The organism is Paenibacillus qinlingensis, assembly GCF_013204845.1.
Taxonomy (GTDB): domain Bacteria; phylum Bacillota; class Bacilli; order Paenibacillales; family NBRC-103111; genus Paenibacillus_E; species Paenibacillus_E qinlingensis.
Genome location: NZ_JABMKY010000025.1, coordinates 109,683 through 127,097, shown reverse-complemented (window position 1 = coordinate 127,097; position 17,415 = coordinate 109,683). Strand labels below are relative to the sequence as shown.

Sequence of the window (17,415 nt, the reverse complement as noted above, 5' to 3'; positions counted from 1 at the left end):
GTCTTCGCTGAGATGTTCAATTCGTCTGCAATTTCCGTGATCGATTTACTGTGCTGTTGAATGTACTTAACCGTTTCTTCTTTAAACTTTTGATTGTAACGCTGACGGGGTTGGCTCATCTCGGACACCTCTTAAATTTGGATAGTTTTATTATCTAACTCCCCAATTCGTTGTGTCCACTATTAAGTCTAATTGCAAAAACCACCAAATCCTATTAATTAACTGGAGTTTATGTAGTTATTTGCTGAGTTCAGGACTAAATGATGGAAATAGCTGGAGTTTTTCCAGTTAAATTTTAATTGGTACATCGGATGTGGTATTCGACTGTATGGATTAAGTTTATGGATCAAGTACATAGATCAAGTGCATGAATCAAGTGCATAGATCAAGTACATAGATCAAGTACATAGATCAAGTACATAGATCAAGTGCATGAATCAAGTGCATGGTTTAAGTGCATGGTTCAAGTTCAAGGATCAAGTGCATGGTTCAAGTGCATGGTTCAAGTGCTGATGGACTTCAGCAAAAGCTTGCGTAAAATCGGCACAAGCTGTTCATGTAATCCATCCACATTTGGAACAACGATAGAGCTTCTCCCATACATATTACGCATCGCATTCCGCTGTGTTTCGTGCACGGTGCCATTCGCCAGAAAAACGCTGATCACCTCAACACCCATGCGTCTTGCTTGCAGAACGGCTTCGTGTGTATCCAGGATGCCGACATCGTTATAGTTGGCTGCCGAAGGCTCCCCATCCGAGAACACGAGGAGGATGCGCTGCCGCTCTGTGCGCCGCAGCAGCCGCTTCATCATCTCGCGAATTGCAAAGCCATCGCGATTGTCCTGCTGCGGCTCCAGCTGCATCAGAGCCGCTCCACTCCCGGCCGCGAGGCAGGAACCGAAGTCCACCGCAACCTGGAACAGGTTCGGTGCCTCCTGCTCAGTCACGCGGTCCGCGTCCTCCCAGAATCCCACTATTTCGTGGGGGATTCGCAGGTTTCGGAGGGTCTCGTGGAATAGCACGAGACCGAGCTTGGTTTCGTCCATTTTGTCATACATGGACGCTGAGCAGTCGACGAGCAGCGCGAACGCTGCGTCGAGCTGGGGTACCGGCGCACGCTTCTTATAGAAGAGGCGCGGCAGCTCTTGCGTGACGGCTCGCGTTAGCCGCTTGTCGAGCCGCCCGAACAGTCGATCGCCGCGCGGGGCGATCCGCCTCTGCTCCAGCGTGCGCCGTATCGCACGCTGCAAGGGCTTCGCGAGCGGCGCTGCGCGCTCGCTCAGGCGCCTGAACCCGTCCTCCTGCGCAGCAGTAGGACGTTCAGGCAAGAGCCAGGTCGCCGTCGCGTACGCGGCGACCTCGCCCTCCCCGTGCCCCGCGGCAGCGGGCACGGAAGGCCCTTGGCGCCGCTCAGCGGCGGCGCCGGTGCGCTGGGCGCGCTGTGAGCGCCCCTGGGTGATGGCGAGCGCCTGGTCGGCAGCATCGCCCTCACGGGGCGCAGAACCCTGCGCGGCGGTACGAGCGCCGCGCTCCAGTTCGAACCGCAGCAGCCCGGGGCTGCGGTCGCTGCTCTCCCGATGCCAAGTCGGCATTCGCTCTTGGCCGGGCAATTGACGCTCCCCCTCTTGATCGGGGAGCACATCATCGTTAGCTAGCCGCTTTGCGCGCTTCAGTTCGCCTTTATAATCAGCAGGCAGAGGATCCGCGATGCCGCTTCCCTGCTGCGTCCAGAAGTACGCAGCTACCGCATCACGCTCCAACCACGGGGACAGCGTCTCCAATAGGTGTTGGCACAAAGCCGCGACCTGAGTCGTATGCGTTGCTTCTTCTACTTGTTCTAGCATCGCATAAAGACCACTCAAGCGGCTAGACAACTCGTTCCAAGTCGCAGAAGAGGACGATTCACCCTGCCATGACTGGCCAGTGAACCAACCATATACGATCAACAACAACGCATCCGCCAACTCACCCTTGCTCATATGCGTTCGGAGCTTATGCCCAAAATATCCGCCTAAGATATGATGCCGATGTGCAAAGACGGCTCCCATGCCAGGACGTTGCGTGCGGCAAATTCGCTCCAAGCGCATATCCTCACATAGTGCAAATAAACTATTCGCCAGTTTCGGAAATGTGACACTCGCACAGTAGTGCAGGTAGTCAGTGACTGCCTCCTTCCCTGTAAACCACGCACTGCCTAAGCAGCGCAAATACACATCGCTTTTCATACCCGCTATTTTGTCACGAAGCGGATAATCCCACCAGAACTGACTCACTGTCATTTGCAAAGCAGTCTCGTCATAATGCGCGTGAAATCCAGCCTCGACTTCCAGCTTTCCACGCTTCGTAAATAAACGAGCCAAATCCACCAACTGCATATGAAGCAGCGCATCGATTTTATCGTCCAATCGGCTAAGGCTTCCTACGAACATGTTGCTACAGTAACGTTTCAGCTATATTCATCACAGCTGCACGTTCCCTTTCATCCTCTAGCTTATCCGCAATTGCCCGAGTAACTGCCCGCATTGGCGGTATATAAGCAGCCAAATCACACGCGTCTAACAAAGCTCTAATCGAACCCGCTTCATCCGGCAGTTGCCCCATTTCAATCAGGGAGAGCAAATCAGCGGATAGTTGAACGAAGGTGCGCAACAGCTTGTCATCACGCAACATCGAACGACTTTTTAACAACTGAAACAATAATTCTCCTTGCAAATAAGGTACTTCCACTGTGACAAAACGATTTTTCAGCGCTTCATTTAACGGAACGGTGCCAATGTAGCCTTCATTTATCGCTGCGACAACTCTAAAATTCGGGTGCGCAGTAATCACTTCACCTGTAAACGGGTTTGTTATGGATCTACGGTGATCCAGCACGCCATTGATTAGAGGCAGCGTTTCAGGCTTGGCCATATTGATCTCATCGATATAGAGCATGTGCCCTTTAGTCATCGCTTTCATAATTGGACCAGGGATAAAAGCAATCTGACTCCTGCCTTGCTCATCATGGGTAAGCGTTTTGAAGCCAAGCAGCGCCTCCGCATCCAAATCCGTGGAACAATTCACGCTGTGCATGGGGAGATGAAAGACAGCGGATACGTGTTCAGCGAGCTTCGTTTTACCAGAGCCAGTCGGCCCCTTTAGGAGTACGTTTTTGCCTAGATATAGGGACAAGATGGCATCTGTGAGCAGTTCCTCTGTGGGGGCTTCATATGCCGCAATTCCGATTAGCTTACTATCCTCGGCTGTATGAAGGATCTGCTTAAGCTCCTCCAAACGCGTTCGGACCTCTGGTGGTAGTACATCTATTTTCGATAAATCTGTCATCATCGCGTAGGTAATCCTTTCCTGATTGCAGTATTCTCTAACTATTATCAGGAAAGCGCGAATTGTCAAGCTTCGTCAAGTTAACCAAGGCTCTTCAATGACGGAATGAGCATAGAAAGCCATAGCTTCACCACAAGAAGGGCAGCTTGGTTTAGACAATAATTCATTGTATACCTGTGCCATACTATAGGCCGTTTCATAATTAATTGCGATCATCACGTCTTCTTTATGCACGTATTCACATATTCTCGAGGAGCAGTAGGCGCGAACCTTGTATTTATTACTCATTTGGGGCTATTGAATGTATACTGCACCATTGTATTAAACTCGTGCAAGTACATATCCATACGTTTATTTTTTCGCTGCTGCATGTCGTAGTACATCATCCGGTTCACAAACAAAGCATTTGACGAAATGAAAATATGTGAATCCGGATAAATACGTGTTAATACATGTCGAATTACATTCATGCTTTCACTAGGCAAAGGCTTGGCAGATACCCAATCCATTTGAGCGCCCATGCCTGAACCGAATAAGCCCGCTTCTGTCGCTGGGTCGTTATACTTGCTTAATTGTTTAGCTTGTTCGTTCATACCCTTATCCTGAAATTCCCCTGTATCAACAGCTACATAAATATTCGTATCCGTCATTGCAATGCATGATGAACCCAAATGAGCCTCTTGCATCACTTGATCTGCTAATTCGCGGTTCATGGAAAGGTATGTATTGTGATGTGGATCCTCTTCCTCGATGCGTGTTTGACCTACCTTTGTGGCAGGTGCTGCGTCTTTCACATGGTCTCGAAGCTTCGCATCTCCAGAATCTGATAATCCGACACTTTGGATAGACAGCGATGCTTTTTCTAGTTGATTTGAGTGATGTACTGAACACCCCGTCAAGCCGACGAAGGCAGCCGTCATGATGACTGACATTTTCACAGCTTTCATCGTCATTCCCCCTATTTCTCTGTATGTATTACTTGTTCGGGAGCCCATCCGCTTCCTTGGTATACGCAATAAGCGCAATTTCGTAGCCTAATTCCTCTTTCATGCGAGTTTCTAGATTGCGAAGATCTTGCATTAATTCTTCATGAATACCTAAATTTGCAAAGTGATACGATTCCATTTCCATATTCAAATGCCCCCTTCCCTATTTTCAAATGACACTATTGTTAATATGGTCCATTTCCCTTATTTTTACTAAACTTCTCCATGAAAAAATGACAGTTCATCTTCTGCTCCCTAGCTCCAATTAGAAAATGTGATTCAGCACTTATTTACATGAGTTATGCAAATCGTGGTAACACCTAGTATTTCTGCGATGATGTAGACGGTTAGGTGAATCACAAAAAAACCTCCATCGTCATCACCCAAGTTGAGTGGTTTCGAAGAGGTTCTTATCACTTTACATCTAATCTTCTTTTTTCCGTGTCTCATCCATTTCTTCTAAAAGCTTACGAACGGCTTCCGGATCTACGTTTCCTTGATCATGAAAAGCTCTAAGCTTCTGAAGGAGCTCCGCTGCGATAGCCTCATCCTCGGATTGTTCAGCTTCATGGGAGGGGTCCCACCAGATATAGAAGCCTTCAGGCCCATTTCGTAAGAAGGAAGCGTTCCAATGCTCAGGATAGGCATACCCTTGCTCGCCAAATATCATACCAAGCACATCATCATTCTCAATTGGCATTAAGTAATGAAAGGACTCTGGCACTCCTGTATTTGTGAAGTCCCGGTGCATATACGCGTAGTGCAAGTAATGTTCGCCGGTCTCTGAATCCTTCGATATTTCATACAGATCTAACTCTGTTTGCAACAATTCCTTTACGGAAATAATGCGAGTCGCAATCGTTTCAGCCGATATTTTCTGTTGTTGTGTTAAAGATGCTTCCATTTGACTCTCCTCCTATCTTCAAGCGGTTTCCTTGCAGGTGAATTGGACTACGAATCCGATCTTCGTGTGGATTCCACTAATCCATCACGCAAAGAGCGTTTCGGCAGCTTCCATTTGTAGTTAACTGAGAACATGCGCAAAATGATGATAAGTGCAAAAAGAATGGCTAACTGCCATGTGCCCTGTGACCAACCAAGCCCAACTAACGCTCCTGCTAGCATACCCCATACCGCATAAATTTCATCTTTGAGCACCAATGGTTTCCGACCTGCAAGCACATCGCGGACCATACCTCCGCCAATCCCAGTGAGTACCGCGGCAACGATAATGGCACTTAATGGGTGGCCCATATTCGTCGCATAGAGCGCCCCTTGGATTGCGAATGCCGCTAAGCCAATAGCATCGAAGAAGGCTTCCCAGGTTTTCCACATTCGAATATATTTCACTGGCATAAGGAAGACAGCCGTCATCGCAAATAAAGCGATTTGAAAATACATCCCTTGCTCCCATAGAAGTACAATCGGTTTTCCGATAAGCATATTGCGAATGATCCCACCGCCAAACGCGGTAACAAGCCCAAGTACATACACACCTAAGATATCATATTCTTCTTCCATCGCCACGATCGCACCACTAACTGCGAAGGCGATCGTTCCGATGATACTAAATAACTCCCAGTTCACTTGCTTGCAGCCCCTGTCTACTCAATGTCCCAGTTCAATTTCACTTCATCGCCCGTTTGCGACGAACGGTAAATCGCATCTAGGATCAAATTATTCGTGTAGCCTGTCATGACAGACGTTATCGGCTGAGTTCCACTCGTGATACTGGACAAGAAATGCTGCACCATACGTGCACGTGGATCATCATTCGCTGCAGGAGCCGAAAGTTCCGTTTCCACGATCCGATCAAATTTCTCAGCAAAAAGCTTTCCTTTTGCACCTTTCAAATACGCGCCGCCTTCCGAACCTAACAACTGTACGACTGGCAAGTTATCCGTCTCCAGTAGGCCTGCCCAACTGACATCCAGGGAAAGAGTTGCCCCATTGTCAAACTTAATCAAGGCTGTTGCTAAATCCTCGACATCAAATTTCCCTTCCCAATTCGGAGCTCCCCATGTGCCAATCCCTTGCTTGCGCGGTCCAAACTCCGCATAGGTTGATCCATATACGGAAACCGGCTTTGGATTCCCCATTAAATACAAGGTAAGATCTAACATATGTACACCAAGATCGATTAAGGGACCTCCGCCTGATTTATCCATTTGGGTGAACCATGTTCCCCATCCTGGAATGCCTTTACGTCTCATATAGCTTGCTTTCGCATGATAAATGTGACCTAGCGCACCTTTTTCCACTTGCTCCTTCACAGCTATGGATGCTGCCTCCCAACGCATTTGATGAGGAATCATGAGAATCTTGCCTGATTTGCGCTCTGCTTCAACAATTTGACGAGCTGATATTAAATCGATCGCCATCGGCTTTTCCAACATGACATGCTTGCCAGCCTCTAACGCCTTTACGGCAATTGGTGCATGCCATTCATTCGAAACCGCAATGACAACGGCATCAATCGACGGATCCGCTAACAATTTATCTGAATTTGCATATACCTGTTCAATGTTATGATCTTTCGCTCTCATTTCAGCAAGCGGCAAATATACATCTGTCACCCCAGCAAGCTGCGCCCATGGGATCGTTTTAAACGTTTCCATGTGTACATTTCCGATATTTCCTGCACCAATAATCCCAATGCGAGTTGGTTTTGTTTCTGTCATTTCTGTGACCCTCCAGAACCTGTTAGAATACAATCTTATCTATTATAAATGGGGTTAACCCTCCCCGCAACCACGAATCTGGCCCTCTAAAATTTATCTTAGCGGAACTAGCCCTGTAGCGCTATTATTCACATATAATAAAATGCTAAAACTTTTTTAATAGTTGAACGCAAACATATTTAACATTTGAAATGTATCCTAAATAGTGTAAGGCAGCAACAAAGCAGCACTTACCGTGTAAAGGAGGTTTTTGAATATGCAAGCAAACACAATCCGTTTCAAGAATAAATCGATCCCTGTGATGAATTTTACTCATAAACGTTCCCAAATGGCGTTACTTTCAACGAAATTGAAGGAATACGAACTACATTTTGAATTTCGCAGAAAATTAAAAATGATCTCGATGATCGAGATCATTGGTGATGTAGCTATTTTCAAATACAATGATGGTACCAAGTTGTACTTAGAAGTTTCCTAATTGGATGGTGGAAAATATTCTTTACTCAGCTGATCAAGCTCCTGCAGAGAGCGTCGGGCCCATGCTTCCATGTCTGACAGCTTATCGATCTGAGCCAATAGCGCTCTCTTCAGAGACACTTGGTAATCTGGTACCTCACCCGCATAAGGACGAATCGTTGCAATCGGCATTAATGCGATCTCTTGATGGGATAATGCCCTTCTTTGATGAAAAAAAGCTACGCTTGGATCCATCGGATTATGTAAATCTCCTTGTGTTGGGTGATCCTTCACGGCAAGAATTCGAACAGCCGCCTTCATGCTGGATGACATTTCTACAACCTCACCATAATAAACCCCTGTTTTATACTCAGCGATAACGCGGTCTCCGATTTGAAAGCTCATTGTCTACTCCACTCCTATTCTCGTTCTACTAATGGCATTAGCCTGCGGTATAGCTCATCCACGGATTGCATCCGATATATATATTGTTTCTCTTTTCCAGGTTCGATGACGACAATGCAAGGGACACTTGCAATTTGCCATTCTTGACTGATTTGAGGTAAAAAATTGATATTACATTTCACTAACGGCATGTTCGGCTTCATCGTAAGTATAATGTCCAGCATGCGCTCAGTTACTTTACAGGTACCACATAACGGCGTGTACATAAAGACAGCAAACGATTTTTCGTTATCTTGGTTTACTTTGAATTGCAATTCTTGTTGAGATAACTCTTGCATCTTTATGCCCCTCTTTCATCTAGCCATACTAAGCTTTCAAACGCATAGTCGATTAGATCAGAAAAATCATCAAGATGACTCTCATCAATTTTGCGGCCAAAGGATAATGTAATGAGGTTGCGGTACTCCTCTGGTTGTTCTCCGAACAAATACGAAATTTGCTGGGTAATACGAGGACGTTGCTCCCAAATGGCATTCAATTGCGCTGCAATCATCGGACAATCGATTTCTGGATCATTCACGTGCGTGTGCAGTTTAATTAACAACGTGCAACCGGGCTTAGCCGTAGGATTTTCTAATATCTCAGCTGCCAAATCACTCAAATGAACATGTAAATGAATTTCCGCTTTATTCGGTAATCCCACTTGTCTAGCAAATTCAATAGCAAATGTGCGAGACATCGAGGACAAGTCAATCAAATCTTCTCTTCGTGTTATGATGATTTTACCTTCCAAATCCAAATCATAGACGGCCCCTTCGAGTACAACTTTGATATTGTCATAGATCGTCGGATCAAACATCCCCACACACCTTCTTTCATCTTTTCTTTGATTCGATTATACTATGGATATACCACGTAAAGAAGGTGTTCTTATGTCAGACAAGCCTCAAGACCAGCAAGCCGACCAGGTCGAACCACAAGGTGTCAAAAAAGTAAGTTTAGCCGACGCGATCAAAGCCAAACTAGCTCAGAAACAAGCGGATCAAGCCGCAGCACGTGCTAACCCGAAAGCAGCAGGAAATGCGAATCAAACTGCGAAAAGTCAAATGACCAAAAAAGTAAATAACCAACGCCGTCGCACCGGCGGCAGCTAGACAACACTTTGTGTAGCTAAAAGCGCCCTGAAAGTAACACTTCAGGGCGCTTTTCACTTTATTTCTTACGCGTAATGAATTTCGCGCTGTTTTTTCACATCTTCGCTTTCCAAATACTCATCGTACGTAAACATTTTATCGATGAGACCTTTTGGCGTAAGCTCCATAACGCGATTAGCAATCGTTTGGATGAACTGATGGTCATGGGATACGAATAGGATCGTACAGTCCGTATCAACAAGCCCATTGTTTAACGCCGTGATAGACTCCAAATCCAAATGGTTGGTAGGCTCGTCAAGGATCAATACGTTGGCTCCGCTTAGCATCATTTTAGAGAACATGCAACGCACTTTCTCTCCTCCGGAAAGCACATTCGCTTTCTTCAACGCTTCTTCACCAGAGAACAACATGCGCCCTAGGAATCCGCGTAAGAATGACTCATCTTGATCCTTGGAGTACTGACGAAGCCAGTCTACCAATGTCAAATCTGAGTTGAAATAATCTTGGCTGTCTTTCGGGAAGTAAGCTTGAGAAGTCGTGATCCCCCACGAGAAAGTACCACTGTCTGCTTCCATTTCGCCCATCAAAATTTTGAATAGCGTCGTTTTCGCAATGCCATCGATGCCAACGAAAGCAACTTTATCGCCTTTATTAATTGTAAAGGTTACGTTATTTAATACTTGAACACCATCAATTGTTTTGGAAATTCCTTCAACAGCAAGCAACTGCTTACCCGCTTCACGCTCACCTTTGAAGTGAATGAACGGATATTTACGGCTGGAAGGACGAATATCTTCAAGCGTAAGTTTCTCCAATTGCTTTTTACGGGAAGTCGCTTGCTTGGATTTGGAGGCATTCGCACTAAAGCGTGCGATAAAGGCTTCCAATTCTTTACGTTTTTCTTCGGTTTTCTTATTCGCATCACGTGTTAAACGAAGTGCCAATTGGCTGGACTCATACCACCAGTCGTAGTTACCGACGTACATTTGGATTTTACCAAAGTCGATATCTGCGATATGGGTACATACTTGGTTCAGGAAGTGACGGTCATGTGATACGACGATAACAGTACCTTCGAAACGGGACAAGAAGTGTTCCAGCCAACGAATGGACTCTAAGTTCAAATGGTTGGTAGGCTCATCGAGTAAAAGAATATTTGGGTTACCGAATAAAGCTTGTGCCAAGAGCACGCGAACTTTTTCGTTACCATCAAGATCCTTCATTTTCGTGTCATGCATGGATGTAGAAATACCAAGACCGATCAAAAGCTCTGCTGCGTCGGACTCTGCTTGCCAGCCGTCTAAATCTTGGAATTCACCTTCAAGCTCAGCAGCTCTCATGCCATCTTCTTCGGAGAAATCAGCTTTTGCATACAAAGCATCTTTCTCTTCCATAATTTTGAACAAACGGGCATGACCCATAACAACAGTTTTCAAAACTTCGATTTCATCAAATTCGTAATGGTTTTGTTTCAGAACAGCCATACGTTCACCTGGTGTGATGTTAACTTCACCTGTGTTAGGCTCGATCTCACCGGAAAGAATTTTGAGGAAAGTCGATTTGCCTGCACCATTGGCTCCGATCAAGCCGTAGCAATTTCCTGGTGTGAATTTGATATTGGCGTCTTCGAATAGGGCTCTCTTGCCGTAACGAAGCGTCACGTTATTTACACTAATCATGGGGTATATATACCTACCTTTATTATATTTTCTTGGCCAACTTCGTGATCAAAAGACGACTTTTTGAACTACTTCTTCTATCATAACTTATTTCGCTCTATTTCTTCTACTAACTCTGATAAATAAGTCCATCTTTCCATCGCAGCCTCAAGCTCGGCAGTGGTTTGTTGCTCTTGTTCGTAGAGATCACGAGCGAGATCAAAGTTACTTCCAGAGTTCTCGATTTGCTTCTTCAAACTGTCGACTTTCTCCTCAAGAGTAGCAATGGTGTTCTCGATTTCGTCCCATTCCTTCTGATCTTTAAATGATAATTTCTTCGGACGATTCGTGACTGGGGCTGAACTTGCACTTGAAAGTGTAGAAGCAGGACTGCTGCTAGTCGTCTTCGAGCTCGCTTGACGTACGATTTCTTTCCGAGCTTGCTCCGCCTCTTCTTGTTCGCGTTTATCTTCCAAATAGTCGGAATACGTTCCAATGAACGGCTCGATCCCACCATTCCCGTCGAAGGCAAATAAATGGGTCACGGTTCGATCCAAAAAGTAGCGATCATGAGAAACCGTAATAACAGCGCCGGAAAATTGATCCAGATAATCTTCCAGTATCGTCAACGTTTGGATGTCCAAATCATTGGTAGGCTCATCGAGAAGCAAAACATTCGGTTCGCCCATTAGCGTACGTAACAAGTAAAGTCTACGTCTCTCGCCACCTGAAAGCTTACCGATTGGCGACCACTGCAAATTAGGAGAGAATAAGAAGCGTTCAAGCATCTGTGCGGCCGAAATGGTTTCACCATCCGACGTGCGAATCTGCTCTGCGGCTTCCTTGATATATTCAATCACACGCATCTTCTCGTCCATCTCGACGTTTTCTTGCGTGTAGTACGCCAATTTCACCGTTGTACCTGTCTCGATCGTGCCACTGTCGGGCTGAATGCGCCCGGCGAGCATGTTAAGCAGCGTCGACTTGCCGCTGCCGTTCGGACCGATGATGCCCAGACGATCCTTCGGCATCACAATGTAGCTGAAGCCGCTGAGCAGCTGCTTCCCGCTTGTGAAAGACTTGGAGATGTCGTCCAGCTCCATCACCTTTTTGCCAAGGCGGCTGCCAGCCAGCGCCATGTCGAGTTTCTCACCGGGACCGTCAACCTTGCGGTCCCTTAAATCCTCGGCGCGGTTAATACGCGCCTTCTGTTTCGTCGTGCGCGCCTTCGCGCCGCGACGGAGCCAGGCCAGCTCGCGGCGGAGGAGATTCTGCCGCTTATCTTCACTAGCGGCTTCGGAATCCATCCGCTCCGCCTTCTTCTCGAGGAACCACTCGTAGTTCCCCTCATAGCTGTAGATCTTGCCCCGGTCCAGTTCCAGAATGCGGGTGGTAACCCGCTCTAGGAAGTACCGGTCATGGGTAACGAGCAGCAAAGCGCCCCGCCATTTGCTGAGAAATTCCTCGAGCCAGATGGCCGTCTCGTTATCAATATGGTTCGTCGGCTCATCCAGGATGAGCAGATCGGCGGGCTGAATGAGTACGCGCGCCATGGCGACGCGTTTACGCTGACCGCCGGACAGCTGGCCGACGGGCTTGTCGAACTCGCTGATGCCGAGCTTCATCAGCACGGTTTTGGCCAAGGTGCTGGCTTCCCAAGCACCTTGCTCATCCATGCGCGCCTGAGCGGAGAACAGGCGCGCTTGTTTCTTCTCGCTTCCGGAGTCCAGCTCCAGCTCCGCAAGTGCCAGCTCATAGTCGCGCAGCGTACTCATGAGCGGAGAATCGCCGTGGAATACTTGCTCAAGCACCGTGGAGTTCGGATCGAACTCCGGGTTTTGCGGCAAGTATTCCACGCGGAAATGGTTCGCGTGCACAAGCTTGCCGCGATCCGGGGATTCCAGACCCGCCAGCATCTTCAGCAGCGTGGACTTGCCTGTGCCGTTCACGCCGATGAGGCCAATGCGCTGCTTCTCGTTCAGTGTGAACGAGATATCATCGAAGAGCACTTTGTCTCCGTAGGTTTTGGTAATATCGACTGCACTTAGAATATTCATCCTTGCACCGGCTCCTGGATGTACGCCGCAAGAAGGGCTGCTGTGTTCACTACAGCATCCATATGCGTACGCTCCATGCTATGTGACGCATGAACTCCTGGCCCGATTAGCGCCGCCCGAATGTCGCGGCCACCTCTAAGCGCTGCGGATGCATCCGATCCATAGCGCGGATAAATATCAACAGCATAGCCGATTTCCAGCTTCTCGGCATGCTCAATCATTTTCGACGTCATCGCATAATCGTAAGGACCAGAGGAATCTTTCGCACAAATGGAAACATCGCGTTCGCTTCCACTCAAATCATCGCCAAGCGCACCCATATCAACTGCAATAAAGTCTGTAATGTCTTCTGGAATGAAAGATGAGCCATGACCCACCTCTTCATAGTTGGAGAAGAATAACTTAATTGTGTAGAAAGGTTGGATGCCTTGTTCTTTTATCCATTTTAGAAGACCAAACAAGGATGCAACGCTTGCTTTATCATCCAAATGGCGAGATTTCACATACCCATTTTCCTTCACCTGTACTCGTGGATCGAAAGAGATAAAATCACCGACACGGATGCCTAGTGCTTGCACATCTTTTTTGGCGTTCACAAGCTCATCAATCCGAACTTCCATATTCGCCTCATCGCGCTTGTACTCTCTTGCATCTTCGTATACGTGCACGGATGGTCTTGACGTAAGAACCGTTCCATCATAAACTCGCTCATCACGGGTATGAATTTGCACGTACTCATTCTCGATTGCGCCCATCATAAACCCGCCAAGTGACGTAATTTTCAATGTGCCATTCTCTTTGATTGAGCGAACCATAGCACCAAGTGTATCCACATGTGCAGAAATGCCAATTACACGATCAGCACTCGTGCCTGGAATAGTCACGATGCCGCAACCTTTATTCGTATAAGAAAGATCGAAGCCAAGCTTACTCACTTCTAGCTCTACTTTTTGCATAATGTGATGGGTATACCCTGTTGGACTAGGAGTCCGCAGCAGCATTTCTAGAACTTCTGTCATGTAAGCTCTATTTAAATTGGACTTCACTTGGATTCCTCTCCCATGTCTATGAAATTTCGCACCTGCGCTAAACACACAAAAAACAGTGCAGCCTAAGAATTTTTGCTAGTCCCTGACAACGTCAAGAACGAGCCTCTTCTAAGGATACTACACTGTTCTCCTATGTTTTTCAAACATGAGTTAGCTTACAAAATCAACACAGATGGACGTTCCATCAAGAACTGTTTTCATATGAGCTTTAACTTGTTCATGCACAGGGTGCGTATCGTAAACCTTTAAATCATCTAGCGAATCAAATTTCGTTATGAGTGCGATATCGTAAGAACGCTCTAGGTGTAAAATGTCTGTTCCAACCTCAATGTGTCTTAAAACCGGAATTTTACCCTCCATGTTCGTAAGAACGGCTTTGGTTACTTCAATGGCTTCTGGACTGCGATCTTTGAGTTTAAAAAACACTACATGCGTTAACATTGTTATCTCCTCCGATTTGATTACATTAATTGGTTACTTTGGCAGACCATTCTTCAACATCCCACACGCGCGTTACCCAGCCTTCATAGAATTCTGGCTCGTGGCAAACAAGGAGAACAGTACCCTTGTATTCTTTCAGAGCACGCTGAAGCTCTTCTTTGGCTACGACGTCCAAATGGTTCGTCGGCTCATCGAATAACAACCAGTTGCTTTCTTGCATAAGCAATTTGCACAAACGAACTTTCGCTTGTTCGCCACCACTTAACATGCTCATCGCTCGCGTGATATGCTCATTCTTAAGCCCAACTCGCGCAAGCGCTCCTCGAACTTCGTTCTGAGTCATGGAAGAGAAGGAATTCCATACATCATCAATTGGCGTCATGCTTGGTGCTTTGACCTCTTGTTCAAAATACGCAGGACTCAAATAATCACCGCGATACGTCTTACCGCTGAACGGTTCTATTTTGCCAAGAATCGTCTTTAACAAGGTAGATTTACCAACCCCGTTGCAGCCGACGATCGCAATTTTCTCACCGCGTTCAATCGTCACATTCATTCTTGGAAGCAAGGCACGATCATAGCCAATCTCCAAATTCTCCGCTTCAAATACAATTCTACCACTTGAACGCGATTCTTTGAATACGAATGTAGGCTTCATTGCCGTTTCGGGGCGCTCAATGCGGTCAATGCGATCCAACTGCTTCTCACGGCTCTTCGCACGAGTTGAAGTTGACGCCCGCGCTTTGTTGCGCGCAATGAAATCTTCCTGCTTTTTGATATATTCCTGCTGCTTCTCATAAGCGTCGATATGCTGTGCCTTATTCATTTCAGCCATATCAAGGAATTTTTCATAATTCGCCGTATATCGCGTTAATTTGGAGAATTCCAAATGATACACAACATTGACAACTTCGTTCATAAATTCCGTGTCATGTGAAATCAGCATGAACGCATACGGGTAATCCTTCAAGTACATTTTCAACCACTCAATGTGTTCCACATCCAAATAGTTGGTAGGCTCATCGAGCAAGAGCACGGTTGGTTTTTCAAGCAAAAGCTTAGCTAGGAGAACTTTCGTTCTCTGTCCACCACTAAGAGACGTAACATCACGATCTAATCCAATCGCATTTAAACCAAGACCATTACCCATCTCTTCGATTTTCACATCAAGCAGATAGAAATCACCGATCTCCAAACGTTCTTGAATTTCACCCATTTCCTCAAGAAGCACTTCAAGCTCCTCAGGCGTGGCATCTCCCATTTTGTCGGTAATGGCCATCATTCTTTTTTCTTCTTCATACAAAGGCAGGAAAGCATCACGCAAAATATCACGAATTGTTCGACCCGCGGCCAACACGGAATGTTGGTCTAAATATCCATAATGGACTCTCGGGGTCCATTCTACTTTGCCTGTATCCTTCAAAAGCTTACCTGTTAATATATTCATCAACGTGGATTTCCCCACGCCATTAGCTCCTACGATGCCAACGCGTTCACCAGCGAGCAAGCGGAACGAAACATTTTTGAACAATGTACGATCACCAAAGCTGTGGCTTAAATCTTCAATTGTTAAAAGACTCATTTGTAAAACCAAACCCCTGTCTAGTTCTGAGATAATCACGTATTTTACTCGCGACTTCTTATTATACCACTGCTCATCGCAGACAGGAAGTAGAACTATTTGTATTAGAGCCGAAAAGTCAGTTCTTGTCGAATAATTCGCACAATGTCCCCATCTTTTAAGGTATATCCTTGATAGGTGACGAGTGGAAACTCATTCAAAAACGTTCCGTTTGTAGAGCCTGCATCTCGCAGCTGAAAACCATTGCTAGTTTGAACAATTTCCGCATGAATCCTGGAAACACCTGCGTCTTCCACCACATAATCGACCTTACTGCTTGAATCCCCTCTACCAATGGTAAACACTTCACCCTTAATAGGAACGATTTGGTTGACTCCTTCAACTTGCCTCTCCAATCGAGGGCCAAGGTGATCTCGCTTGGGAAGTTTCCCAAGTAACACTGTGGCATTTGAATGCGATGGATTGAGCAATGTTGTATGTAAGGATAGATTTTGATAGTACCGCTGGATGTCCAGTGGATCCGACGCACGAGCAGCATCATCACTCTTGACTTCCTTATCGGTATCATAGATATTGTGCGCGTTGGAGGAAATTTCACGATTGGAATTCATTCGATTAAACCAATCAGGGCGACCTAAGAAAAGTAGAACGAAGCCTACATCCCCCAACAACAGCGTAGTTCCTGCAATAATTTGCAGCAGACTCGTGGAGGGGGTTACCACATATTGCTGCCACAATAAAGCAACTAGAATGAGGATAATAGCTATTGCCATCCATCGACCTCGTTGATGTAGCGGAATGAATGCGAGGTGGAATATACGTAAATTAGATGTTGATGACTTATTGATTTCTTGTTTAATCTTATGCATGGGATCAGGTTGCGACATAATGGGAGCTTCAAATTTCGGCAGTATTTGTTTCGCTTCATCACGTTTCCAATGTGCTTTGGGTAATCCAGTTCCTGTTTCTGGTAATGAAGACACAATTGGTTCCGATTGTGCATCAGTCTTAGTTATATGTGTTTGGATCGGCTCGTCCATTAACTGTAACAAAGCTTCCTTATAGGCTTGAAAACTTTTTCTAACTAGGTGAGTGGTAATCCAAGTATGTAGTTGGTCCTGCTCCTCTGCTCCAAGATGTGAGATAAGTTTATGGAAGAGTGCATCTATCGCAGGATAGCTCTCATCGACATCATGAACTATATGTATAGGCGCATATGTCAGGTAAACATCCGACCAATCTTGTCCTATGAAAATAAAATTATCTTTTAACACGTAATTCATTTCACACAACATATAATTCTTGCTGTCATCCAGCGTACACACAATTGCGTACATCAACTTGGCAAGTAAACGGATCGAGAAAGTCTCTACTTTCAAGACATGTGACAGCATTCGTTTGGAAGACAATCTGTATAGTAGTCGAATGTTCGAATCCACTTCATGAATGTCAAGCGGCAGCAACCTCGGAACTTGATTGGCTTCTAACATGCGCACCTGTAAAGTGGACAGCTCACATGCTGCTAGACCTCCTTCTTTAAACAACTCCATGAGATGTCCATGTCGATAAACAAATTCATAACGAAGCCCGAATACCTCTTGTGTCATACCATCACCTCAT

At 46.1% G+C, this 17,415-nt stretch carries 18 protein-coding genes; 2 read left to right on the top strand and 16 right to left on the bottom strand.

Annotated features, from left to right (window positions below; translation table 11 throughout):
- Positions 1 to 502 precede the first annotated feature (502 nt).
- The 7 genes from HQN88_RS30760 to HQN88_RS30730 all read right to left on the bottom strand — a co-directional run bounded on the left by HQN88_RS30760 (position 503) and on the right by HQN88_RS30730 (position 6,993).
- Complete coding sequence (locus HQN88_RS30760) at positions 503 to 2,407, bottom strand: nitric oxide reductase activation protein NorD (protein WP_246320545.1); 1,905 nt, start codon at positions 2,405 to 2,407, stop codon at positions 503 to 505.
- A gap of 28 nt (positions 2,408 to 2,435) precedes the next feature.
- Positions 2,436 to 3,329: an ATP-binding protein gene (locus HQN88_RS30755; protein WP_173119465.1), complete on the bottom strand. Its 894-nt coding sequence runs from the start codon at positions 3,327 to 3,329 to the stop codon at positions 2,436 to 2,438.
- A 281-nt stretch (positions 3,330 to 3,610) separates the two neighbouring features.
- Positions 3,611 to 4,273 (bottom strand): hypothetical protein, encoded by a 663-nt coding sequence (locus HQN88_RS30750; protein WP_173119463.1) that lies wholly within the window; start codon positions 4,271 to 4,273, stop codon positions 3,611 to 3,613.
- Between the two features lie 28 nt (positions 4,274 to 4,301).
- Positions 4,302 to 4,457, bottom strand: coding sequence for a hypothetical protein (locus HQN88_RS30745; protein WP_173119461.1), 156 nt, complete (start codon positions 4,455 to 4,457; stop codon positions 4,302 to 4,304).
- A 279-nt stretch (positions 4,458 to 4,736) separates the two neighbouring features.
- On the bottom strand, positions 4,737 to 5,216 hold the full coding sequence (locus HQN88_RS30740; protein ID WP_173119459.1) for a hypothetical protein: 480 nt from the start codon (positions 5,214 to 5,216) through the stop codon (positions 4,737 to 4,739).
- Positions 5,217 to 5,263: 47 nt separating this feature from the next.
- Complete coding sequence (locus HQN88_RS30735) at positions 5,264 to 5,899, bottom strand: trimeric intracellular cation channel family protein (RefSeq protein ID WP_173119457.1); 636 nt, start codon at positions 5,897 to 5,899, stop codon at positions 5,264 to 5,266.
- 17 nt (positions 5,900 to 5,916) lie between these two features.
- A complete protein-coding gene (locus HQN88_RS30730; protein WP_173119455.1) occupies positions 5,917 to 6,993 on the bottom strand; it encodes a Gfo/Idh/MocA family protein in 1,077 nt (358 codons plus the stop codon).
- A 256-nt stretch (positions 6,994 to 7,249) separates the two neighbouring features.
- Between HQN88_RS30730 and HQN88_RS30725 the strand changes: the two genes are divergently transcribed.
- Positions 7,250 to 7,471: a hypothetical protein gene (locus HQN88_RS30725; protein ID WP_173119453.1), complete on the top strand. Its 222-nt coding sequence runs from the start codon at positions 7,250 to 7,252 to the stop codon at positions 7,469 to 7,471.
- Here the strand turns inward: HQN88_RS30725 and kapB are convergent.
- Genes kapB through HQN88_RS30710 form a run of 3 tightly spaced genes read right to left on the bottom strand, consistent with a single transcriptional unit; the run spans position 7,468 to position 8,713 of the window.
- Positions 7,468 to 7,854 (bottom strand): kinase-associated lipoprotein KapB, encoded by a 387-nt coding sequence (kapB, locus tag HQN88_RS30720; RefSeq protein ID WP_173119451.1) that lies wholly within the window; start codon positions 7,852 to 7,854, stop codon positions 7,468 to 7,470. The two genes, HQN88_RS30725 and kapB, sit on opposite strands and share 4 nt — an antisense overlap.
- Positions 7,855 to 7,868: 14 nt before the next feature.
- Positions 7,869 to 8,192, bottom strand: a complete 324-nt coding sequence (locus HQN88_RS30715) for a thioredoxin family protein (protein ID WP_173119449.1) — start codon at positions 8,190 to 8,192, stop codon at positions 7,869 to 7,871.
- Between the two features lie 2 nt (positions 8,193 to 8,194).
- Positions 8,195 to 8,713 (bottom strand): hypothetical protein, encoded by a 519-nt coding sequence (locus HQN88_RS30710; protein WP_173119448.1) that lies wholly within the window; start codon positions 8,711 to 8,713, stop codon positions 8,195 to 8,197.
- Between the two features lie 73 nt (positions 8,714 to 8,786).
- On the opposite strand from HQN88_RS30710, the gene HQN88_RS30705 reads away from it, so the two are divergent.
- Positions 8,787 to 9,008: a hypothetical protein gene (locus HQN88_RS30705; RefSeq protein WP_171630778.1), complete on the top strand. Its 222-nt coding sequence runs from the start codon at positions 8,787 to 8,789 to the stop codon at positions 9,006 to 9,008.
- 65 nt (positions 9,009 to 9,073) lie between these two features.
- Here HQN88_RS30705 and HQN88_RS30700 read toward each other — a convergent pair whose 3' ends face one another.
- From HQN88_RS30700 to HQN88_RS30675, 6 genes are all read right to left on the bottom strand, one after another.
- Complete coding sequence (locus tag HQN88_RS30700) at positions 9,074 to 10,687, bottom strand: ABC-F family ATP-binding cassette domain-containing protein (RefSeq protein WP_173119446.1); 1,614 nt, start codon at positions 10,685 to 10,687, stop codon at positions 9,074 to 9,076.
- An 80-nt stretch (positions 10,688 to 10,767) separates the two neighbouring features.
- Positions 10,768 to 12,723 (bottom strand): ABC-F family ATP-binding cassette domain-containing protein, encoded by a 1,956-nt coding sequence (locus HQN88_RS30695; RefSeq protein ID WP_173119444.1) that lies wholly within the window; start codon positions 12,721 to 12,723, stop codon positions 10,768 to 10,770.
- Positions 12,720 to 13,769, bottom strand: coding sequence for a M42 family metallopeptidase (locus tag HQN88_RS30690; RefSeq protein ID WP_274318766.1), 1,050 nt, complete (start codon positions 13,767 to 13,769; stop codon positions 12,720 to 12,722). Before HQN88_RS30690 ends, HQN88_RS30695 begins: the two co-directional genes overlap by 4 nt.
- Positions 13,770 to 13,922: 153 nt before the next feature.
- On the bottom strand, positions 13,923 to 14,213 hold the full coding sequence (locus HQN88_RS30685; protein WP_056621024.1) for a Dabb family protein: 291 nt from the start codon (positions 14,211 to 14,213) through the stop codon (positions 13,923 to 13,925).
- 25 nt (positions 14,214 to 14,238) lie between these two features.
- Complete coding sequence (locus HQN88_RS30680) at positions 14,239 to 15,795, bottom strand: ABC-F family ATP-binding cassette domain-containing protein (protein ID WP_056621022.1); 1,557 nt, start codon at positions 15,793 to 15,795, stop codon at positions 14,239 to 14,241.
- A 104-nt stretch (positions 15,796 to 15,899) separates the two neighbouring features.
- On the bottom strand, positions 15,900 to 17,402 hold the full coding sequence (locus HQN88_RS30675) for a DUF6382 domain-containing protein (RefSeq protein ID WP_173119442.1): 1,503 nt from the start codon (positions 17,400 to 17,402) through the stop codon (positions 15,900 to 15,902).
- Between the last annotated feature and the right edge of the window lie 13 nt (positions 17,403 to 17,415).

What these genes read in the sequence shown, in the direction of transcription:
- HQN88_RS30710 (WP_173119448.1), bottom strand. Translation starts at nt 8,713, where the DNA reads ATGTTTGATCCGACGATCTATGACAATATCAAAGTTGTACTCGAAGGG.
- HQN88_RS30685 (WP_056621024.1), bottom strand. Translation starts at nt 14,213, where the DNA reads ATGTTAACGCATGTAGTGTTTTTTAAACTCAAAGATCGCAGTCCAGAA.
- HQN88_RS30745 (WP_173119461.1), bottom strand. Translation starts at nt 4,457, where the DNA reads ATGGAAATGGAATCGTATCACTTTGCAAATTTAGGTATTCATGAAGAA.
- HQN88_RS30680 (WP_056621022.1), bottom strand. Translation starts at nt 15,795, where the DNA reads ATGAGTCTTTTAACAATTGAAGATTTAAGCCACAGCTTTGGTGATCGT.
- HQN88_RS30705 (WP_171630778.1), top strand. Translation starts at nt 8,787, where the DNA reads ATGTCAGACAAGCCTCAAGACCAGCAAGCCGACCAGGTCGAACCACAA.
- HQN88_RS30740 (WP_173119459.1), bottom strand. Translation starts at nt 5,216, where the DNA reads ATGGAAGCATCTTTAACACAACAACAGAAAATATCGGCTGAAACGATT.
- HQN88_RS30755 (WP_173119465.1), bottom strand. Translation starts at nt 3,329, where the DNA reads ATGATGACAGATTTATCGAAAATAGATGTACTACCACCAGAGGTCCGA.
- HQN88_RS30700 (WP_173119446.1), bottom strand. Translation starts at nt 10,687, where the DNA reads ATGATTAGTGTAAATAACGTGACGCTTCGTTACGGCAAGAGAGCCCTA.
- HQN88_RS30750 (WP_173119463.1), bottom strand. Translation starts at nt 4,273, where the DNA reads ATGAAAGCTGTGAAAATGTCAGTCATCATGACGGCTGCCTTCGTCGGC.
- HQN88_RS30715 (WP_173119449.1), bottom strand. Translation starts at nt 8,192, where the DNA reads ATGCAAGAGTTATCTCAACAAGAATTGCAATTCAAAGTAAACCAAGAT.
- HQN88_RS30725 (WP_173119453.1), top strand. Translation starts at nt 7,250, where the DNA reads ATGCAAGCAAACACAATCCGTTTCAAGAATAAATCGATCCCTGTGATG.
- HQN88_RS30695 (WP_173119444.1), bottom strand. Translation starts at nt 12,723, where the DNA reads ATGAATATTCTAAGTGCAGTCGATATTACCAAAACCTACGGAGACAAA.
- HQN88_RS30730 (WP_173119455.1), bottom strand. Translation starts at nt 6,993, where the DNA reads ATGACAGAAACAAAACCAACTCGCATTGGGATTATTGGTGCAGGAAAT.
- kapB (WP_173119451.1), bottom strand. Translation starts at nt 7,854, where the DNA reads ATGAGCTTTCAAATCGGAGACCGCGTTATCGCTGAGTATAAAACAGGG.
- HQN88_RS30675 (WP_173119442.1), bottom strand. Translation starts at nt 17,402, where the DNA reads ATGACACAAGAGGTATTCGGGCTTCGTTATGAATTTGTTTATCGACAT.